The following is a 16,792-nucleotide window of genomic DNA, read 5'->3' on the forward strand; positions in this document are numbered from 1 at the left end:
ATGCCGATTCAGGTTCTACCGCCACAACTGGCGAACCAGATTGCCGCAGGTGAGGTGGTAGAACGGCCTGCGTCGGTGGTTAAAGAACTGGTGGAAAATAGCCTTGATGCGGGCGCTACGCGTATCGATATTGATATTGAGCGTGGCGGGGCGAAGCTTATCCGCATTCGTGACAACGGCAGCGGCATCAAAAAAGACGAGCTGGCGCTGGCGCTGGCGCGTCATGCCACCAGTAAAATTGCCTCGCTTGACGATCTCGAAGCCATCGTTAGCCTCGGGTTTCGCGGTGAAGCTCTGGCAAGTATCAGCTCTGTCTCGCGTTTAACGTTGACGTCACGTACTCAGGAACAGCCCGAAGCCTGGCAGGCGTATGCCGAAGGGCGCGATATGGACGTGACGGTCAAACCTGCAGCCCACCCGGTGGGCACCACGCTGGAGGTGTTGGATCTGTTCTACAACACGCCAGCGCGACGCAAGTTTATGCGCACCGAGAAAACCGAATTTAATCATATCGATGAGATTATCCGTCGCATTGCGCTGGCGCGTTTTGATGTGACCATTAATCTGTCGCACAACGGTAAAATGGTGCGTCAGTATCGCGCGGTGGCCGTCGATGGACAGAAAGAGCGCCGACTGGGCGCGATTTGTGGTACGCCCTTTCTGGAGCAGGCGCTGGCGATTGAGTGGCAGCATGGTGATTTGACGCTACGTGGTTGGGTCGCTGATCCCAATCACACCACTGCGGCATTGGCGGAAATTCAGTACTGTTACGTGAATGGCCGTATGATGCGCGACCGGTTGATTAACCACGCTATCCGTCAGGCCTGCGAAGACAAACTGGGCGCTGATCAGCAACCTGCATTTGTACTGTATCTGGAGATTGACCCGCATCAGGTCGATGTCAACGTGCATCCTGCTAAACATGAAGTCCGGTTCCATCAGTCCCGCCTGGTACATGATTTTATCTATCAGGGGGTACTGAGCGTCCTGCAACAGCAGCTCGAAACGTCGCTGCCACTGGCGGATGACGAAGAGCCCGCTCCGCGACCTATCCCGGAAAACCGCGTTGCGGCAGGGCGAAACCATTTTGCAGAACCTGCGCCAGCGCGTGAATCCTCCGTTCCCCGCTATTCTGCCACCGGTAGCGGCGGCAGTCGGCAGACGGGCGCCAGCTGGCCGAACGCTCAGCCGGGATATCAAAAGCAGCAGGGGGCGATTTACCAGCAACTGCTTCAGACCCCAGCGCCGACACACAAAGGCGCTGTGCCTGAAACGCCCGTGGCACCTCTTGCTGGCAACAGCCAAGGCTTTGGCCGAGTGCTGACGATCGTCGGTGCTGACTGCGCGTTACTTGAATGCGACGGCCATATTCGGCTGTTGGCGTTACCCGTAGCGGAACGCTGGCTGCGCCAGGCGCAGCTGACACCAGGACAAGGACCGGTTTGCGCCCAACCATTGCTGATCCCGCTACGCTTAAAAGTGACTGCAGAAGAAAAGGCCGCGCTGCAAAAAACGCAGGCCCCACTGGCTGATTTGGGCATTGAGTTTCAGTTGGATGCGCAGCATGTGACCATCCGGGCGGTGCCTTTACCCTTACGCCAACAAAATTTACAAATCTTGATTCCTGAACTGATAGGCTACCTGGCGCAGCAATCTGCATTCGACGCTGGCAATATTGCACAGTGGATTGCGCGTAATCTTATTAGTGAGCATCCGCAATGGAGTATGGCTCAGGCCATTACGCTGTTGGCGGATGTTGAGCGGCTCTGCCCACAACTCGTGAAAGCGCCGCCGGGTGGTCTGTTACAACCTGTTGATTTACATTCGGTAATGAACGCCCTGAAACATGAGTGATATCAGTAAGGCGAGCCTGCCAAAGGCAATTTTTTTGATGGGGCCAACGGCCTCCGGTAAAACGGCATTAGCGATTGAATTGCGTAAAGTTTTGCCCATAGAGTTGATAAGCGTTGACTCTGCCCTTATTTACAAGGGGATGGATATCGGTACCGCCAAGCCGGATGCTGAAGAGCTAAAGGCTGCGCCGCACCGGCTGCTGGATATTCTCGATCCGGCACAAGCGTATTCTGCTGCGGATTTTCGTCGCGATGCGTTAGCCGAGATGGCCGATATCACGGCAGCGGGGCGTATCCCGCTGTTAGTGGGCGGTACCATGTTGTATTTCAAGGCATTGCTTGAAGGATTGTCGCCGTTACCCTCGGCGGACCCGGAGATCAGGGCCAGGATCGAGCAGCAGGCGGCAGAGCTCGGATGGGATGCGTTGCACCGACAGCTTCAGGATATTGATCCGGTCGCTGCGGCACGTATTCATCCAAATGATCCGCAAAGACTTTCCCGAGCACTGGAAGTTTTTTTCATTTCGGGTAAAACTTTAACGGAGCTGACGCAAACGTCAGGAGATGCTTTGCCGTATCAGGTGCATCAGTTTGCTATCGCCCCGGCGAGCCGTGAACTGCTCCATCAGCGAATTGAGCAGCGGTTTCATCAGATGTTAGCTTCAGGTTTTGAAGCAGAAGTCCGGGCGCTATTTGCCCGAGGAGATTTGCATACGGATTTGCCTTCCATTCGTTGTGTCGGGTATCGCCAGATGTGGTCATACATTGAAGGCGAAATTTCATACGATGAAATGGTTTATAGAGGTGTTTGCGCCACGAGGCAGTTGGCGAAACGGCAGGTAACCTGGTTGCGTGGTTGGGAAGGAGTGCACTGGCTTGACAGTGAAAAGCCTGACCAGGCGCGAAACGAAGTATTACAGGTTGTTGGTGCTATCGCGAACTGAATGTGTACAATTGAAACGTATCGTGCGCAATTTTTCAGAATCGAAAGGTTCAAAGTACAAATAAGCATATAAGGAAAAGAGAGAATGGCTAAGGGGCAATCTTTACAAGATCCGTTCCTGAACGCACTGCGTCGGGAACGTGTTCCAGTTTCTATTTATTTGGTGAATGGTATTAAACTGCAAGGTCAAATCGAGTCTTTTGATCAGTTCGTGATCCTGTTGAAAAACACGGTCAGCCAGATGGTTTATAAGCACGCGATTTCTACTGTTGTCCCGTCTCGCCCGGTTTCTCATCACAGCAATAATGCCACCGGCGGCACCGGCAGTAACTACCATCACGGTAGCAACGCGCAGGGTTCATCTGCGCAACAGGACAGCGAAGAAACCGAATAAGGTTTTTGGCTGTTTTACACACGGGGAGCCAGAGATCCTGCGTTCCCCGTTGATATATATTAAGGGGTTGACGCTTGTTTGACCGTTATGATGCCGGTGAGCAGGCGGTACTGGTACACATCTATTTTTCGCAAGACAAAGATATGGAAGATCTCCAGGAGTTTGAATCTCTGGTTTCTTCCGCCGGTGTCGAAGCAATGCAGGTGATTACCGGGAGCCGTAAAGCACCGCACCCGAAGTATTTTGTTGGTGAAGGTAAGGCAATCGAAATTGCTGAAGCCGTAAAAGCGACTGGCGCTGCGGTGGTGATTTTTGATCATGCTCTAAGCCCTGCCCAGGAACGTAACCTGGAACAGTTATGCCAGTGTCTTGTTATCGACAGGACCGGTCTCATTTTAGATATTTTTGCCCAGCGTGCGCGTACCCATGAAGGTAAGTTGCAGGTTGAGCTGGCGCAGTTGCGCCATATGGCTACACGTCTGGTCCGTGGCTGGACGCACCTTGAAAGACAAAAGGGCGGGATTGGTTTGCGCGGTCCGGGTGAAACCCAGCTCGAAACCGACCGTCGTTTGCTGCGTAATCGCATTTTGCAGATACAGTCGCGCCTGGAAAAAGTTGAAAAGCAACGTGAGCAGGGGCGGCAGTCGCGTAAGAAAGCGGATGTCCCAACCGTCTCTCTGGTGGGGTATACCAACGCCGGAAAATCCACCCTGTTCAACCAGATAACCGAAGCCCGGGTCTACGCAGCTGATCAGCTGTTCGCGACCCTGGACCCGACGCTACGCCGTATTGATGTTGCGGACGTCGGTGAAACCGTGTTGGCGGATACCGTAGGGTTTATTCGCCATTTGCCGCATGACCTGGTGGCGGCGTTTAAAGCCACTTTGCAGGAGACACGTCAGGCTACATTACTGCTGCATGTTATTGATGCGGCAGATTTTCGTGTGCAGGAGAACATTGAGGCCGTTGATACGGTACTTGAAGAGATCGACGCACATGAGATCCCGACCCTGCTGGTGATGAATAAAATCGATATGCTGGATGATTTTGAACCGCGTATCGACCGTGATGAAGAGAATAAACCAATCCGCGTTTGGGTTTCCGCGCAAACCGGTATTGGCATACCACAACTTTTTCAGGCTTTGACAGAGCGACTTTCCGGTGAGGTTGCGCAGCATACGTTGCGTTTACCGCCGCAGGAAGGGCGTCTGAGGAGCCGGTTTTACCAACTTCAGGCAATAGAAAAAGAGTGGATGGAGGAGGACGGCAGCGTAGGTCTGCAAGTTCGTATGCCGATCGTTGACTGGCGTCGCCTCTGTAAACAAGAACCGACCCTGGCAGATTACATCATCTGACCGGGAGGAAGTGCCTGGGGATTTTTTGCCCAATACTCATCGAATTTTGGGTTGCAGGAAGGCGGTAACGCCCCTGTAGTACAAAAAACGGGGTATATCACCGCATAACAAATATGGAGCACAAACATGGCGTGGAATCAGCCCGGTAATAACGGACAAGACCGCGACCCCTGGGGAAGCAGCAAACCTGGCGGCAACCCTGAGGGAAATGGAAACAAAGGTGGTCGCGATCAGGGACCTCCCGATCTGGATGATATCTTCCGCAAGCTGAGTAAAAAACTCGGTGGTCTGGGCGGCGGTAAAGGCACTGGTTCTGGTGGCGGTAGTTCATCGCAAGGCCCGCGTCCGCAACTGGGCGGTCGAGTCTTTACTATCGCAGCAGCGGCTATTGTCATTATCTGGGCGGCAAGCGGTTTCTATACCATTAAAGAAGCGGAGCGCGGCGTGGTGACACGCTTCGGTAAATTCAGCCATCTGGTTGAGCCGGGTCTGAACTGGAAACCGACCTTTATCGATGAAGTCACACCGGTGAACGTTGAAGCCGTGCGTGAACTTGCCGCATCTGGCGTGATGCTGACATCTGACGAAAACGTCGTGCGCGTTGAAATGAACGTGCAGTACCGCGTCACCGATCCGCAGCGTTACTTGTTTAGCGTAACCAGCGCTGATGACAGTCTGCGTCAGGCAACCGACAGCGCCCTGCGTGGTGTGATCGGTAAGTACACGATGGATCGTATCCTGACCGAAGGCCGTACCGTTATTCGTAGCGATACTCAGCGCGAACTGGAAGAGACGATTCGTCCGTACAACATGGGTATCACCCTGCTGGACGTCAACTTCCAGGCAGCTCGTCCGCCGGAAGAAGTAAAAGCAGCATTTGACGATGCTATCGCCGCGCGTGAAAACGAGCAGCAATATATCCGTGAAGCTGAAGCGTATACCAACGAAGTTCAGCCACGTGCAAATGGTCAGGCTCAGCGTATTCTCGAAGAAGCGCGTGCTTACAAAACGCAAACCATTTTGGAAGCACAGGGTGAAGTGGCTCGCTTCGCAAAAATCCTGCCGGAATATAAAGCCGCACCGCAAATTACTCGCGAGCGTCTGTATATCGAGACCATGGAGAAAGTGCTGAGCCATACCCGTAAAGTTCTTGTGAACGACAAGGGCAGCAATCTGATGGTTCTGCCGCTGGATCAAATGCTGAAAGGCGGCAGTAGCGCGCCAGCAGCAAAGACTGACAGCAGTTCAAATCTGCTTCGTCTGCCACCGGCAACGTCTTCCAGCACTGGAGCAAGCAACACCTCGTCCACCAGTCAGGGCGATATTATGGACCAACGCCGCGCGAACGCGCAGCGTAACGACTACCAGCGTCAGGGGGAATAACGATGCGTAAGTCAGTTATTGCGATTATCATCATCGTTCTGGTAGTGCTGTTCATGTCTGTCTTTGTCGTCAAAGAAGGCGAGCGTGGTATTACCCTGCGCTTTGGTAAAGTTCTGCGCGACGATGACAACAAGCCGCTGGTTTATGCGCCGGGTCTGCACTTCAAGATCCCGTTTATTGAATCAGTGAAGATGCTCGATGCGCGTATTCAGACCATGGACAACCAGGCCGATCGCTTTGTCACCAAAGAGAAGAAAGACCTGATCGTTGACTCCTATATCAAATGGCGTATCAGTGACTTTAGCCGTTACTACCTGGCAACAGGCGGTGGCGATGTTTCTCAGGCAGAAGTCCTGCTGAAACGTAAGTTCTCTGACCGTCTGCGTTCTGAAATCGGTCGTCTGGATGTGAAAGACATTGTTACCGACTCTCGTGGTCGTTTGACGCTGGAAGTCCGTGACGCGCTAAACTCCGGTTCTGCGGGTACGGAAGATGAAGTTGCGACGCCAGCGGCAGACAGTGCGATTGCCGAAGCGGCCGAACGTGTTCAGGCTGAAACGAACGGTAAAGTACCGGTCATCAACCCGAACAGTATGGCGGCGTTGGGGATTGAAGTGGTCGATGTGCGTATTAAGCAAATCAACCTGCCTGCGGAAGTGTCTGAAGCTATCTACAACCGTATGCGCGCTGAGCGTGAAGCGGTAGCCCGTCGCCATCGTTCACAGGGTCAGGAAGAAGCTGAAAAACTGCGTGCAACAGCGGACTATGAAGTCACCAAAACGCTGGCAGAAGCTGAGCGCCAGGGCCGTATCATGCGTGGTGAAGGTGATGCAGAAGCGGCGAAGCTGTTTGCCGACGCCTTCAGCCAGGATCCTGACTTCTACGCCTTCATCCGTAGCCTGCGTGCTTACGAGAAGAGCTTCGAAGGTAATCAGGACGTGATGGTCATGAGCCCGGACAGCGATTTCTTCCGCTACATGAAGACACCAAATACCGCGACACGCTAAACTAGCTCCAGCGGTTTTAGACCAGCAAAACCACCGGCGTCCCCCAAGGATGCGGTGGTTTTCTTTTTATATAAGGACAGCGGATGAACTCAACAATTTTGCTGGCGCTCGCGCTGGTTTTGGTGCTCGAAGGGTTGGGACCGATGCTTTATCCCAGTGCCTGGAAGAAAATGATCTCAGCAATGGCACAACTTCCGGAAAATATTTTACGTCGTTTTGGCGGCGGTCTTGTGGTTGCGGGCGTTGTGGTCTACTACATGTTGAGGAAAACGATTGGCTGATCAATAAGTAGACTATTTTGCGTATTTTTGGATGCAAAAAGTGCTGTATATCTGAAAAAGCGGTGGTAGAATCCATTTTTAAGCAAACGGTGATTTTGAAAAATGGGTAACAACGTCGTCGTACTGGGCACCCAATGGGGTGACGAAGGTAAAGGGAAGATCGTCGATCTTCTGACTGAACGGGCTAAATATGTTGTGCGCTACCAGGGTGGTCACAACGCAGGCCATACTCTCGTAATCAACGGTGAAAAAACCGTCCTCCATCTTATTCCATCAGGTATTCTTCGCGAGAATGTCACCAGCATCATCGGTAACGGTGTTGTGCTGTCTCCGTCCGCGCTGATGAAAGAGATGAAAGGACTGGAAGATCGTGGTATCCCTGTTCGTGAGCGCCTGCTGTTGTCTGAAGCGTGTCCGCTGATTCTTGATTATCATGTTGCGTTAGATAACGCTCGTGAGAAAGCGCGCGGCGCGAAAGCGATCGGCACCACCGGTCGTGGTATCGGTCCGGCTTATGAAGATAAAGTAGCGCGTCGCGGTCTGCGCGTTGGCGATCTGTTTGATAAAGCCACCTTCGCTGAAAAACTGAAAGAAGTGATGGAATATCACAACTTCCAGCTGGTGAATTTCTATAAAGTCGAAGCCGTTGACTACCAGAAAGTGTTGGATGATGTGATGGCAATTGCCGACATCCTGACCTCAATGGTTGTTGATGTTTCCGATCTGCTGGACCAGGCGCGTAAACGTGGCGATTTCGTCATGTTCGAAGGCGCGCAGGGTACGCTGCTGGATATCGACCACGGTACCTATCCGTACGTAACCTCGTCCAACACCACTGCGGGTGGCGTGGCAACTGGCTCCGGCCTGGGCCCACGTTATGTGGACTACGTTCTGGGTATCATTAAAGCCTACTCGACTCGCGTAGGTGCAGGTCCGTTCCCGACTGAACTGTTTGATGACGTCGGTGAGTTCCTGTGCAAGCAGGGTAACGAATATGGCGCAACCACTGGCCGTCGTCGTCGTACCGGCTGGCTGGACTCCGTTGCTGTGCGTCGCGCAGTACAGATCAACTCCCTGTCTGGCTTCTGCCTGACCAAACTGGACGTGCTGGACGGTTTGAAAGAGGTGAAAATCTGTGTTGCTTACCGTATGCCGGATGGTCGTGAAGTGACGACGACTCCGCTGGCTGCAGACGACTGGGAAGGTATTGAGCCGATCTACGAAACCATGCCAGGCTGGACTGAATCCACCTTTGGTGTGAAGGAACGTAGTGGTCTGCCGCAGGCTGCGCTGAACTACATCAAGCGTATTGAAGAACTGACCGGTGTGCCGATTGATATTATCTCTACCGGCCCGGATCGTACTGAAACGATGATTCTGCGCGACCCGTTCGACGCATAATTTCTCGTTCACGCGGCGCCGGATGGCGCTGCGTTTATCAGACGTATATCGTGTTCTATTGTAAGCCGGACAAGGTGTTTTACATCGTACTCCGGCTTAAATCATGTAAGTTCCTCGCTTTTTTCCTTCCCGAACTGAAATAAATTAGCGACCTGGCAGGTGGCTGGTTTATCATCAATATAATTAATACTACCAGGCTTATCCGTTTTTTCCCTTTTCCTGAGGTTGATGTGCAGTTAACGAGTTTCACCGATTACGGATTACGTGCGCTAATCTATATGGCGTCGCTACCCGAAGGGCGTATGACCAGTATTTCTGAGGTGACAGAAGTCTACGGCGTGTCCCGTAATCATATGGTCAAAATAATCAATCAACTTAGCCGGGCGGGCTACGTTACTGCTATTCGAGGAAAAAATGGCGGTATCCGCCTGGGCAAACCGGCTAAGGCTATTGTAATTGGTGATGTGGTCCGCGAGCTGGAACCCCTGTCGCTGGTCAATTGCAGCAGCGAGTTTTGCCACATCACCCCTGCCTGTCGATTAAAACAGGCGCTTTCTAAGGCTGTGCAAAGTTTTCTCACGGAGCTGGACAACTACACACTTGCCGATTTGGTTGAAGAGAATCAACCGCTTTATAAATTATTGCTGGTGGAGTGACGAAAATCTTCATCAGAGATGACAACGGAGGAACCGAGATGTCACATGATCCTTTCCAGGAACGCGAAGCTGAAAAATACGCGAATCCCATCCCGAGCAGGGAATTTATCCTCGAACATTTAACCAAACGTGAAAAACCGGCTAACCGTGATGAGTTGGCCGTTGAACTGAACATTGAAGGTGAAGAACAGCTGGAAGCGCTGCGTCGCCGTCTGCGCGCGATGGAGCGTGATGGACAATTGGTCTTCACCCGCCGCCAGTGCTACGCGCTGCCGGAGCGCCTCGATCTGCTGAAAGGTACCGTTATTGGCCACCGTGATGGCTACGGCTTTCTGCGCGTTGAGGGCCGTAAAGACGATTTGTATCTTTCCAGCGAGCAGATGAAAACCTGCATCCATGGCGATCAGGTGCTGGCACAACCGCTGGGTGCCGATCGCAAAGGACGCCGTGAAGCACGTATCGTGCGTATTCTGGTGCCTAAAACCAGTCAAATTGTTGGTCGCTACTTCACCGATGCAGGTGTCGGTTTTGTGGTACCCGATGATAGCCGACTGAGCTTCGACATCTTGATCCCACCGGAAGAGGTCATGGGAGCCCGAATGGGCTTTGTGGTCGTGGTTGAACTGACTCAGCGTCCGACCCGTCGTACCAAAGCGGTGGGTAAAATTGTTGAAGTGCTGGGCGACAACATGGGAACCAGCATGGCCGTTGATATGGCCCTGCGCACGCATGAAATTCCGTATATCTGGCCGCAGGCGGTAGAGAAACAAGTTGCCGGGCTGAAAGAAGAAGTACCGGAAGAAGCCAAGGTTGGACGTGTAGATCTGCGTGATTTGCCGCTGGTGACTATCGACGGCGAAGATGCGCGTGACTTCGATGATGCGGTTTACTGCGAGAAGAAACGCGGTGGCGGCTGGCGCTTGTGGGTAGCGATTGCTGACGTAAGCTATTACGTTCGCCCACCAACACCGCTGGACCAGGAAGCGCGTAGCCGCGGCACGTCCGTCTACTTCCCTTCGCAGGTGGTACCGATGCTGCCGGAAGTGCTTTCCAACGGCCTGTGCTCGCTGAACCCGCAGGTTGATCGCCTGTGTATGGTGTGCGAAATGACCATTTCGTCAAAAGGTCGTTTAACGGGCTTTAAATTCTATGAAGCGGTGATGAGCTCCCATGCGCGTCTGACCTACACCAAGGTCTGGCACATGCTGCAGGGGGATCAGGAACTGCGCGAGCAATATGCGCCGTTAGTAAAACATATTGAAGAGCTGCACAATCTCTACAAAGTGCTGGATAAAGCGCGTGAAGAGCGTGGCGGCATCTCGTTTGAAAGCGAAGAAGCGAAGTTTATCTTCAACGCTGAACGCCGTATTGAACGTATTGAGCAGACGCAACGTAATGACGCGCACAAGCTGATTGAAGAGTGCATGATCATGGCGAACATTTCCGCGGCGCGCTTCGTTGAGAAAGCGAAAGAGCCGGCGCTGTTCCGTATTCATGACAAGCCAACGACTGAAGCCATTACCTCCTTCCGTTCCGTACTGGCGGAGCTGGGGCTGGAACTGCCAGGTGGTAACAAGCCTGAGCCGCGCGATTATGCTGAGTTGCTGGAGTCTATTGCCGATCGACCTGACGCAGAAATGCTGCAAACCATGCTGCTGCGTTCAATGAAGCAGGCGATTTACGATCCTGAAAACCGTGGTCACTTTGGCCTCGCGTTGCAATCTTATGCGCACTTTACCTCACCGATTCGTCGTTATCCGGACCTCTCCTTGCACCGTGCGATTAAGTATCTGCTGGCGCAGGAGCAAGGGCATAAAGGTAATACGACGGAAACGGGCGGCTACCATTATTCGATGGAAGAGATGCTGCAACTGGGTCAGCACTGTTCGATGGCAGAGCGTCGTGCTGACGAAGCCACGCGCGATGTTTCTGACTGGCTGAAGTGTGACTTCATGCTGGATCAGGTGGGGAATGTCTTTAAGGGCGTGATCGCCAGCGTGACCGGTTTTGGCTTCTTTGTCCGCCTTGATGAGCTGTTTATTGACGGTTTGGTGCATGTCTCCTCGCTGGATAACGACTACTATCGTTTCGATCAGGTAGGACAGCGCCTGACGGGTGAATCGAGCGGTCAGATGTATCGTCTGGGCGATCGAGTGGAAGTTCGCGTGGAAGCCGTTAACATGGATGAGCGCAAAATCGACTTTAGCCTGATCTCCAGCGAACGCGCCCCGCGCAATGAAGGTAAAACCGCGCGCGAAAAAGCGAAAAAAGGCGATGCGGGTAAAAATACCGGCAGACGCCGCCAGGTAGGGAAAAAGGTGAATTTCGAGCCAGATAGCGCTTTCCGCGGCGAGAAGAAACAGAAGCCGAAGGCAGCGAAGAAAGAGGCGAGAAAAGCGAAGAAACCCTCGGCGAAAACGCAGAAAATCGCTGCCGCGACCAAAGCGAAGCGCGCGGCGAAAAAGAAAGTAGCAGAGTGATCGATGCCCTCTTCGTTGAGAAGAGGGTGAATTATCTCCAGGCCGGGCAAGCGCTGCGATCCCGGCAAAAACGTGAGCAATGAGACCCATCAATGAGTGAAATGATTTACGGTATCCACGCAGTCCAGGCCCTGCTGGAGCGCGCTCCTGAACGTTTTCAGGAAGTCTTTATTCTAAAAGGCCGCGAAGATAAACGTTTGTTGCCGCTTATCCATGCGCTGGAAGCGCAGGGCGTGGTGATCCAACTGGCGAACCGCCAGTACCTGGATGAGAAAAGCGAAGGTGCCGTGCATCAGGGTATTATCGCGCGCGTGAAGCCGGGACGTCAGTACCAGGAAAACGATCTGCCGGATCTGCTCGCCTCGTTGGACAATCCGTTCCTGCTGATCCTCGATGGCGTGACCGATCCGCACAACCTCGGTGCGTGCCTGCGTAGCGCAGACGCGGCAGGTGTTCATGCGGTGATTGTACCGCGCGATCGTTCTGCTCAGCTTAACGCGACGGCGAAGAAAGTCGCCTGTGGTGCGGCAGAAAGCGTACCGCTGATCCGTGTGACCAACCTGGCGCGCACAATGCGTATGCTGCAGGAAGAGAACGTGTGGATCGTCGGAACGGCTGGCGAAGCTGACCATACGCTGTATCAGAGCAAAATGACCGGTCGTATGGCGCTGGTGATGGGAGCCGAAGGTGAAGGCATGCGCCGTCTGACGCGTGAACATTGTGATGAGCTGATCAGCATCCCAATGGCGGGAAGTGTCTCGTCGTTGAATGTCTCTGTTGCAACGGGCATTTGCCTGTTTGAAGCGGTTCGCCAGCGCGGATAAACTTATTTTTCGGAAAAAGCCATCCTGATTCGGATGGCTTTTTTTTATCTTAAACGAGTATGATAAATGGTGAAAAATGATATTCATTTTATTTATTCTTTAATTAACTAATATATGGAAAATATATGGTATGGACTCCGCAGTCTCTTGCTGAAGCACTACAAACTCAACATGAATTAAATATAGACATTGAATATAACGATCAATCATTGATTATAAAAATGAATGATTATGGTGATTTGCCGCTCAGTGTTTTATTAACTTCCCGCCAGATTATTATTGAAACCGTTATCTGTCCTGTCTGCAGTATTCATGATCAGGGTGAATTTAATATTTTCTTATTGCGTAATCAGAAACTCCTGCCTCTGTCTTCCGTGGGAATTTCCCGCGTTCAACACGATGAATATTACATCGCATTTGGGGCGCTTTCGCTTAACTCATCGTTGGATGATGTGGTGTTAGAGATGACTACATTAGCGGACAACGCGCTGGATCTGGCTGAAATAACTGAAGAATATACTCACGAATAACAAGGAACGCTATTTATGGGAATTTTGAAAAGCCTGTTTACCCTGGGCAAGTCTGTGCTTTCGCAGGCGGAAGAGTCAATTGAAGAGGCGCAGGGCGTTCGAATGCTGGAGCAACATATCCGTGAGGCGAAAGGCGAGTTAGATAAAGCCGGAAAATCACGGGTAGACCTGCTAGCGCGCGTGAAGCTAAGCCATGACAAGTTGAACGATCTGCGCGCACGCAAATCCAGCCTGGAAACCCGAGTGCTGGAGGCGATGAGTAAAAACGCTAACCCGTCTCTGATTAATGAAGTTGCAGAAGAGATTGCCCGTCTTGAGAATACCATAACCGCGGAAGAGCAAGTGCTTACTAACCTTGAGGCGTCGCGTGATGGCGTTGAGAAAGCGGTAGGCGCAACCGCTCAACGGATTGCACAGTTCGAACAGCAGATAGAGGTGGTAAAGGCTACGGAAGCGATGCAGCGTGCTCAACAGGCCGTAACGACATCGACCGTGGGGGTCTCTTCCCGCGTGTCTACGGCGGCGGAGTCACTCAAGCGTTTGCAAACGCGTCAGGCAGAGCGCCAGGCCCGTCTGGATGCTGTCGCACAGCTGGAGAAGGTTGCGGATGGACGTGACCTGGACGAGAAGCTGGCTGAAGCTGGCATTGGGGCGACCAATAAAAGTTCTGCTCAGGATGTTCTGGCACGACTGCAGCGCCAGCAGGGTGAGTAACCATACCGTGAAATCTTCCAGCGTCGACTGGCGCTGGCAGATCATTAAGGGAAAATAATGACGAGTTTTTTCCAGCGTTTATTGGGTAAAACGGCTACAGCAGTACCTGTTCGTGGGCCGTTGGGGTTACATCTGAATGCCGGGTTTACGCTCAACACGCTGGCGTTTCGCTTGTTAGAAAAGTCTTTATTGATCGAATTGCCCGGTGAGGAATACACCGTTGCAGCTGTCAGCCACATTGATTTGGGTAGCGGAAGCCAGATTTTTCGCTACTACACGTCCGGCGAGGAGTTTTTGCAAATCAATACCACAGGCGGCTCAGACATTGATGATATCGATGATATCAAATTCTTTGTTTATGAAGAAAGCTACGGGATTTCGCAGAAAGAACACTGGCAGTCTGCCATTAGCCCAACAGCGATAGGTACACCAACACTGACCTGGCAGGAAGAACGCTGGCTACGCTTTTTTAATGACAAAGAGCCGGGGAATATTGAGCCGGTCTACATGCTGGAAAAAGTGGAAAATCATCGGCATGCCACATGGGATGTACATAATTTTACTATGGGTTACCAGCGACAGGTTACAGGAGATACCTGGGAATACTTGCTATTAAACGGTGAAGAGTCGTTCAATGAGCGGGGCGAGCCTGAGTGGGTATTTTCGTGGGCGTTGGGTGTCGATATTCCATTAACATCACTTAATATAATCGGTTAATTTCAGGGAAGATTACAATGCATATAATGGATTCTTTACTGGCTTTTTGCGCCTATTTTTTTATTGGCATAGCCATGGTGATCGTTTTCCTGTTTATCTACTCAAAAATTACACCGCACAACGAATGGCGACTGATTAAAAATAATAATCTGGCAGCATCGCTGGCATTTAGTGGTACGTTACTGGGCTACGTTATTCCGTTATCCAGTGCGGCAATTAACGCCGTCAGCATCCCAGATTATTTTGCCTGGGGCGGTATTGCGCTGGTGATACAACTCATCATTTATGGCGGCGTGCGTTTATATATGCCAGCGTTGAGTAAAAAAATCATTAATCACAATACTGCCGCGGGATTATTTATGGGGACCGCTGCTGTGGCGGGGGGCATTTTTAACGCCGCCTGCATGACATGGTAATGGACGATCATGGTAAGAAAATATAAATCCGGAAACAAAAACGGGGTACCAGGACATTCCGCCAACATGCGAATCGATCGCTCAGTGAATCCCTTTGCAAAAGAACGCAGCAGTTACAGCGGAAAATATCTGACGCTGGCTATTATGGGCGGGGCGGCATTTTTTCTCCTTAGAGGATGTGCGGAAGACGGCAATAACGATAACAATGGTGACGGTACATTTTACTCCATGGTGAGTAAATGCATTGAAGATGGTAATAGCGCCACCGTTTGTGTCGACGGCTGGAACAATGCGAAAGCAGAGTTCTACTCCAGTCTGCCAAAGCAAATGACCAGGGAGACCTGTCAGACGCAGTTTGGCGACTGCTATCTCGACAGCACCAATCAAAGCTGGGTGCCAGTGTTCACCGGTTTTTTACTCAGTCGGGTGATTCGCAAAGATCGTGACGAACAGTATGTCTACAATAGCGGCGGTTATTTATATGTCTCGCGCCCGGTCTGGCGCACGGCTTCGGGAGATTACAGCTGGCGTACCGGTAGTGGAAAAAATGATATCGCAACCCGCCATGCTTTCACGACGAAGAAAGTCTCGACGGTTTCACGCGGCGGCTACGGACGTTCGTCTAGCGCACGTGGGCATTGGGGGGGTTAACGATGCTGCGACATGATGTCCCCGTTCGGCAGGATCTGGACAGGATCGCTTACGATCATGGCTTCGATTTTCATATTATCGACAACGAAATCTACTGGGATGAGAGTCGGGCATACCGCTTTACGCTCCGGCAAGTGGAAGAGCAGATCGAGAAACCTACCGCGGAACTGCACCAAATGTGTCTGGACGTTGTCGAGCGGGCAGTTAACGACGAACATATTATGCAGCAATTGGCGATCCCACCGCTGTACTGGGATGTCATTGCTGAAAGCTGGCGCAGTCGTGATCCCTCATTGTATGGTCGAATGGATTTTGTCTGGTGCGGAAATAATTCCCCGGTCAAGCTGCTGGAGTACAACGCGGATACGCCAACGTCGCTCTATGAGTCAGCGTATTTCCAGTGGCTATGGCTGGACGATGCGCGTCGTAGCGGGGTGATCCCACGCGATGCCGACCAGTACAACGCCATTCAGGAGCGGCTGATCTCCCGTTTTGCTGAGCTTTATCGTCCTGATCCCTTTTATTTCTGCTGCTGTGAAGATACCGATGAAGATCGCACCACGGTGTTGTATTTACAGGATTGCGCGCAGCAGGCCGGGCAAGAGTCACGGTTTATTTATGTCGAGGATCTGGGGCTCGGCGTTGGTGGTGTTCTCACAGACCTGGATGATAATGTCATCCATCGCATCTTTAAGCTCTATCCCCTGGAATGGATGATGCGAGATGAAAATGGCCCCTTACTGCGCCATCGTCGCGAGCAGTGGGTTGAGCCGTTGTGGAAGAGCGTACTCAGCAATAAAGGGTTGATGCCTTTACTGTGGCGATTTTTTCCCAATCACCCCAATCTACTGCCAGCCTGGTTTGACGGAGAAACGCCACAAATTGTGGCGGGGGAAAGCTATGTGCGCAAACCAATATTTTCTCGTGAGGGGGGAAACGTCACTATTTTTAATGGCCAGCAACAGGTCGTCGAACATGCTGAAGGTGACTATGCCGAAGAACCGATGATCTATCAGGCATTTCAGCCGTTACCCCGTTTTGGCGATAGCTACACGCTGATCGGCAGTTGGATTGTAGATGATGAAGCATGTGGTATGGGGATCCGCGAAGATAATACCTTGATCACTAAAGATACTTCTCGTTTTATTCCTCATTATATTGCGGGCTGACCGCACTTTTGTGATCTC

17 protein-coding genes are annotated in these 16,792 nt (G+C 52.0%); all 17 read left to right on the forward strand.

Annotated elements, in window-relative coordinates; all coding sequences use genetic code 11:
• Nucleotides 1-1,854 (forward strand): DNA mismatch repair endonuclease MutL, encoded by a 1,854-nt coding sequence (gene mutL / locus N7268_RS07490; protein ID WP_260862334.1) that lies wholly within the window; start codon nt 1-3, stop codon nt 1,852-1,854.
• Nucleotides 1,847-2,797, forward strand: coding sequence for a tRNA (adenosine(37)-N6)-dimethylallyltransferase MiaA (gene miaA / locus N7268_RS07495; protein WP_198906761.1), 951 nt, complete (start codon nt 1,847-1,849; stop codon nt 2,795-2,797). The genes mutL and miaA overlap by 8 nt, the downstream gene beginning before the upstream one ends.
• An 84-nt stretch (nt 2,798-2,881) precedes the next feature.
• Nucleotides 2,882-3,190: an RNA chaperone Hfq gene (gene hfq / locus N7268_RS07500; RefSeq protein WP_003025584.1), complete on the forward strand. Its 309-nt coding sequence runs from the start codon at nt 2,882-2,884 to the stop codon at nt 3,188-3,190.
• A gap of 74 nt (nt 3,191-3,264) precedes the next feature.
• On the forward strand, nt 3,265-4,545 hold the full coding sequence (gene hflX / locus N7268_RS07505) for a ribosome rescue GTPase HflX (RefSeq protein ID WP_042312807.1): 1,281 nt from the start codon (nt 3,265-3,267) through the stop codon (nt 4,543-4,545).
• 126 nt (nt 4,546-4,671) lie between these two features.
• Nucleotides 4,672-5,928, forward strand: coding sequence for an FtsH protease activity modulator HflK (gene hflK / locus N7268_RS07510; RefSeq protein ID WP_260862336.1), 1,257 nt, complete (start codon nt 4,672-4,674; stop codon nt 5,926-5,928).
• A gap of 2 nt (nt 5,929-5,930) precedes the next feature.
• Complete coding sequence (gene hflC / locus N7268_RS07515) at nt 5,931-6,935, forward strand: protease modulator HflC (RefSeq protein ID WP_006686309.1); 1,005 nt, start codon at nt 5,931-5,933, stop codon at nt 6,933-6,935.
• 83 nt (nt 6,936-7,018) lie between these two features.
• Nucleotides 7,019-7,216, forward strand: a complete 198-nt coding sequence (locus tag N7268_RS07520; RefSeq protein ID WP_003025602.1) for a DUF2065 domain-containing protein — start codon at nt 7,019-7,021, stop codon at nt 7,214-7,216.
• Between the two features lie 102 nt (nt 7,217-7,318).
• Nucleotides 7,319-8,617, forward strand: coding sequence for an adenylosuccinate synthase (purA, locus tag N7268_RS07525; protein WP_198906757.1), 1,299 nt, complete (start codon nt 7,319-7,321; stop codon nt 8,615-8,617).
• Between the two features lie 230 nt (nt 8,618-8,847).
• Nucleotides 8,848-9,273: a nitric oxide-sensing transcriptional repressor NsrR gene (nsrR, locus tag N7268_RS07530; protein ID WP_198906756.1), complete on the forward strand. Its 426-nt coding sequence runs from the start codon at nt 8,848-8,850 to the stop codon at nt 9,271-9,273.
• A 38-nt stretch (nt 9,274-9,311) separates the two neighbouring features.
• Nucleotides 9,312-11,753, forward strand: coding sequence for a ribonuclease R (gene rnr / locus N7268_RS07535; RefSeq protein WP_260862337.1), 2,442 nt, complete (start codon nt 9,312-9,314; stop codon nt 11,751-11,753).
• Nucleotides 11,754-11,845: 92 nt separating this feature from the next.
• Nucleotides 11,846-12,577: a 23S rRNA (guanosine(2251)-2'-O)-methyltransferase RlmB gene (rlmB, locus tag N7268_RS07540; protein WP_198906754.1), complete on the forward strand. Its 732-nt coding sequence runs from the start codon at nt 11,846-11,848 to the stop codon at nt 12,575-12,577.
• Nucleotides 12,578-12,702: 125 nt separating this feature from the next.
• Complete coding sequence (locus tag N7268_RS07545; RefSeq protein ID WP_260862338.1) at nt 12,703-13,107, forward strand: YjfI family protein; 405 nt, start codon at nt 12,703-12,705, stop codon at nt 13,105-13,107.
• 15 nt (nt 13,108-13,122) lie between these two features.
• Entirely contained in the window at nt 13,123-13,821 is a 699-nt protein-coding gene (locus N7268_RS07550) for a PspA/IM30 family protein (RefSeq protein WP_260862339.1), read from the forward strand.
• A gap of 57 nt (nt 13,822-13,878) precedes the next feature.
• Nucleotides 13,879-14,538: a YjfK family protein gene (locus tag N7268_RS07555; protein ID WP_260862340.1), complete on the forward strand. Its 660-nt coding sequence runs from the start codon at nt 13,879-13,881 to the stop codon at nt 14,536-14,538.
• 17 nt (nt 14,539-14,555) lie between these two features.
• Nucleotides 14,556-14,954, forward strand: coding sequence for a DUF350 domain-containing protein (locus N7268_RS07560; RefSeq protein WP_260862341.1), 399 nt, complete (start codon nt 14,556-14,558; stop codon nt 14,952-14,954).
• 9 nt (nt 14,955-14,963) lie between these two features.
• Nucleotides 14,964-15,605, forward strand: a complete 642-nt coding sequence (locus N7268_RS07565) for a DUF1190 domain-containing protein (protein WP_260862342.1) — start codon at nt 14,964-14,966, stop codon at nt 15,603-15,605.
• 2 nt (nt 15,606-15,607) lie between these two features.
• Nucleotides 15,608-16,774, forward strand: a complete 1,167-nt coding sequence (locus N7268_RS07570; protein ID WP_260862343.1) for a glutathionylspermidine synthase family protein — start codon at nt 15,608-15,610, stop codon at nt 16,772-16,774.
• Nucleotides 16,775-16,792: the final 18 nt, after the last annotated feature.

The sequence above is a fragment of the Citrobacter sp. Marseille-Q6884 genome (assembly GCF_945906775.1).
GTDB lineage: Bacteria > Pseudomonadota > Gammaproteobacteria > Enterobacterales > Enterobacteriaceae > Citrobacter.

Coding starts and splice junctions, on each gene's coding strand:
- hfq (WP_003025584.1), top strand. CDS start 2,882: ATGGCTAAGGGGCAATCTTTACAAGATCCGTTCCTGAACGCACTGCGT.
- N7268_RS07545 (WP_260862338.1), top strand. CDS start 12,703: ATGGTATGGACTCCGCAGTCTCTTGCTGAAGCACTACAAACTCAACAT.
- hflC (WP_006686309.1), top strand. CDS start 5,931: ATGCGTAAGTCAGTTATTGCGATTATCATCATCGTTCTGGTAGTGCTG.
- N7268_RS07570 (WP_260862343.1), top strand. CDS start 15,608: ATGCTGCGACATGATGTCCCCGTTCGGCAGGATCTGGACAGGATCGCT.
- miaA (WP_198906761.1), top strand. CDS start 1,847: ATGAGTGATATCAGTAAGGCGAGCCTGCCAAAGGCAATTTTTTTGATG.
- rlmB (WP_198906754.1), top strand. CDS start 11,846: ATGAGTGAAATGATTTACGGTATCCACGCAGTCCAGGCCCTGCTGGAG.
- N7268_RS07550 (WP_260862339.1), top strand. CDS start 13,123: ATGGGAATTTTGAAAAGCCTGTTTACCCTGGGCAAGTCTGTGCTTTCG.
- N7268_RS07520 (WP_003025602.1), top strand. CDS start 7,019: ATGAACTCAACAATTTTGCTGGCGCTCGCGCTGGTTTTGGTGCTCGAA.
- mutL (WP_260862334.1), top strand. CDS start 1: ATGCCGATTCAGGTTCTACCGCCACAACTGGCGAACCAGATTGCCGCA.
- rnr (WP_260862337.1), top strand. CDS start 9,312: ATGTCACATGATCCTTTCCAGGAACGCGAAGCTGAAAAATACGCGAAT.
- N7268_RS07560 (WP_260862341.1), top strand. CDS start 14,556: ATGCATATAATGGATTCTTTACTGGCTTTTTGCGCCTATTTTTTTATT.
- purA (WP_198906757.1), top strand. CDS start 7,319: ATGGGTAACAACGTCGTCGTACTGGGCACCCAATGGGGTGACGAAGGT.
- N7268_RS07565 (WP_260862342.1), top strand. CDS start 14,964: ATGGTAAGAAAATATAAATCCGGAAACAAAAACGGGGTACCAGGACAT.
- N7268_RS07555 (WP_260862340.1), top strand. CDS start 13,879: ATGACGAGTTTTTTCCAGCGTTTATTGGGTAAAACGGCTACAGCAGTA.
- hflK (WP_260862336.1), top strand. CDS start 4,672: ATGGCGTGGAATCAGCCCGGTAATAACGGACAAGACCGCGACCCCTGG.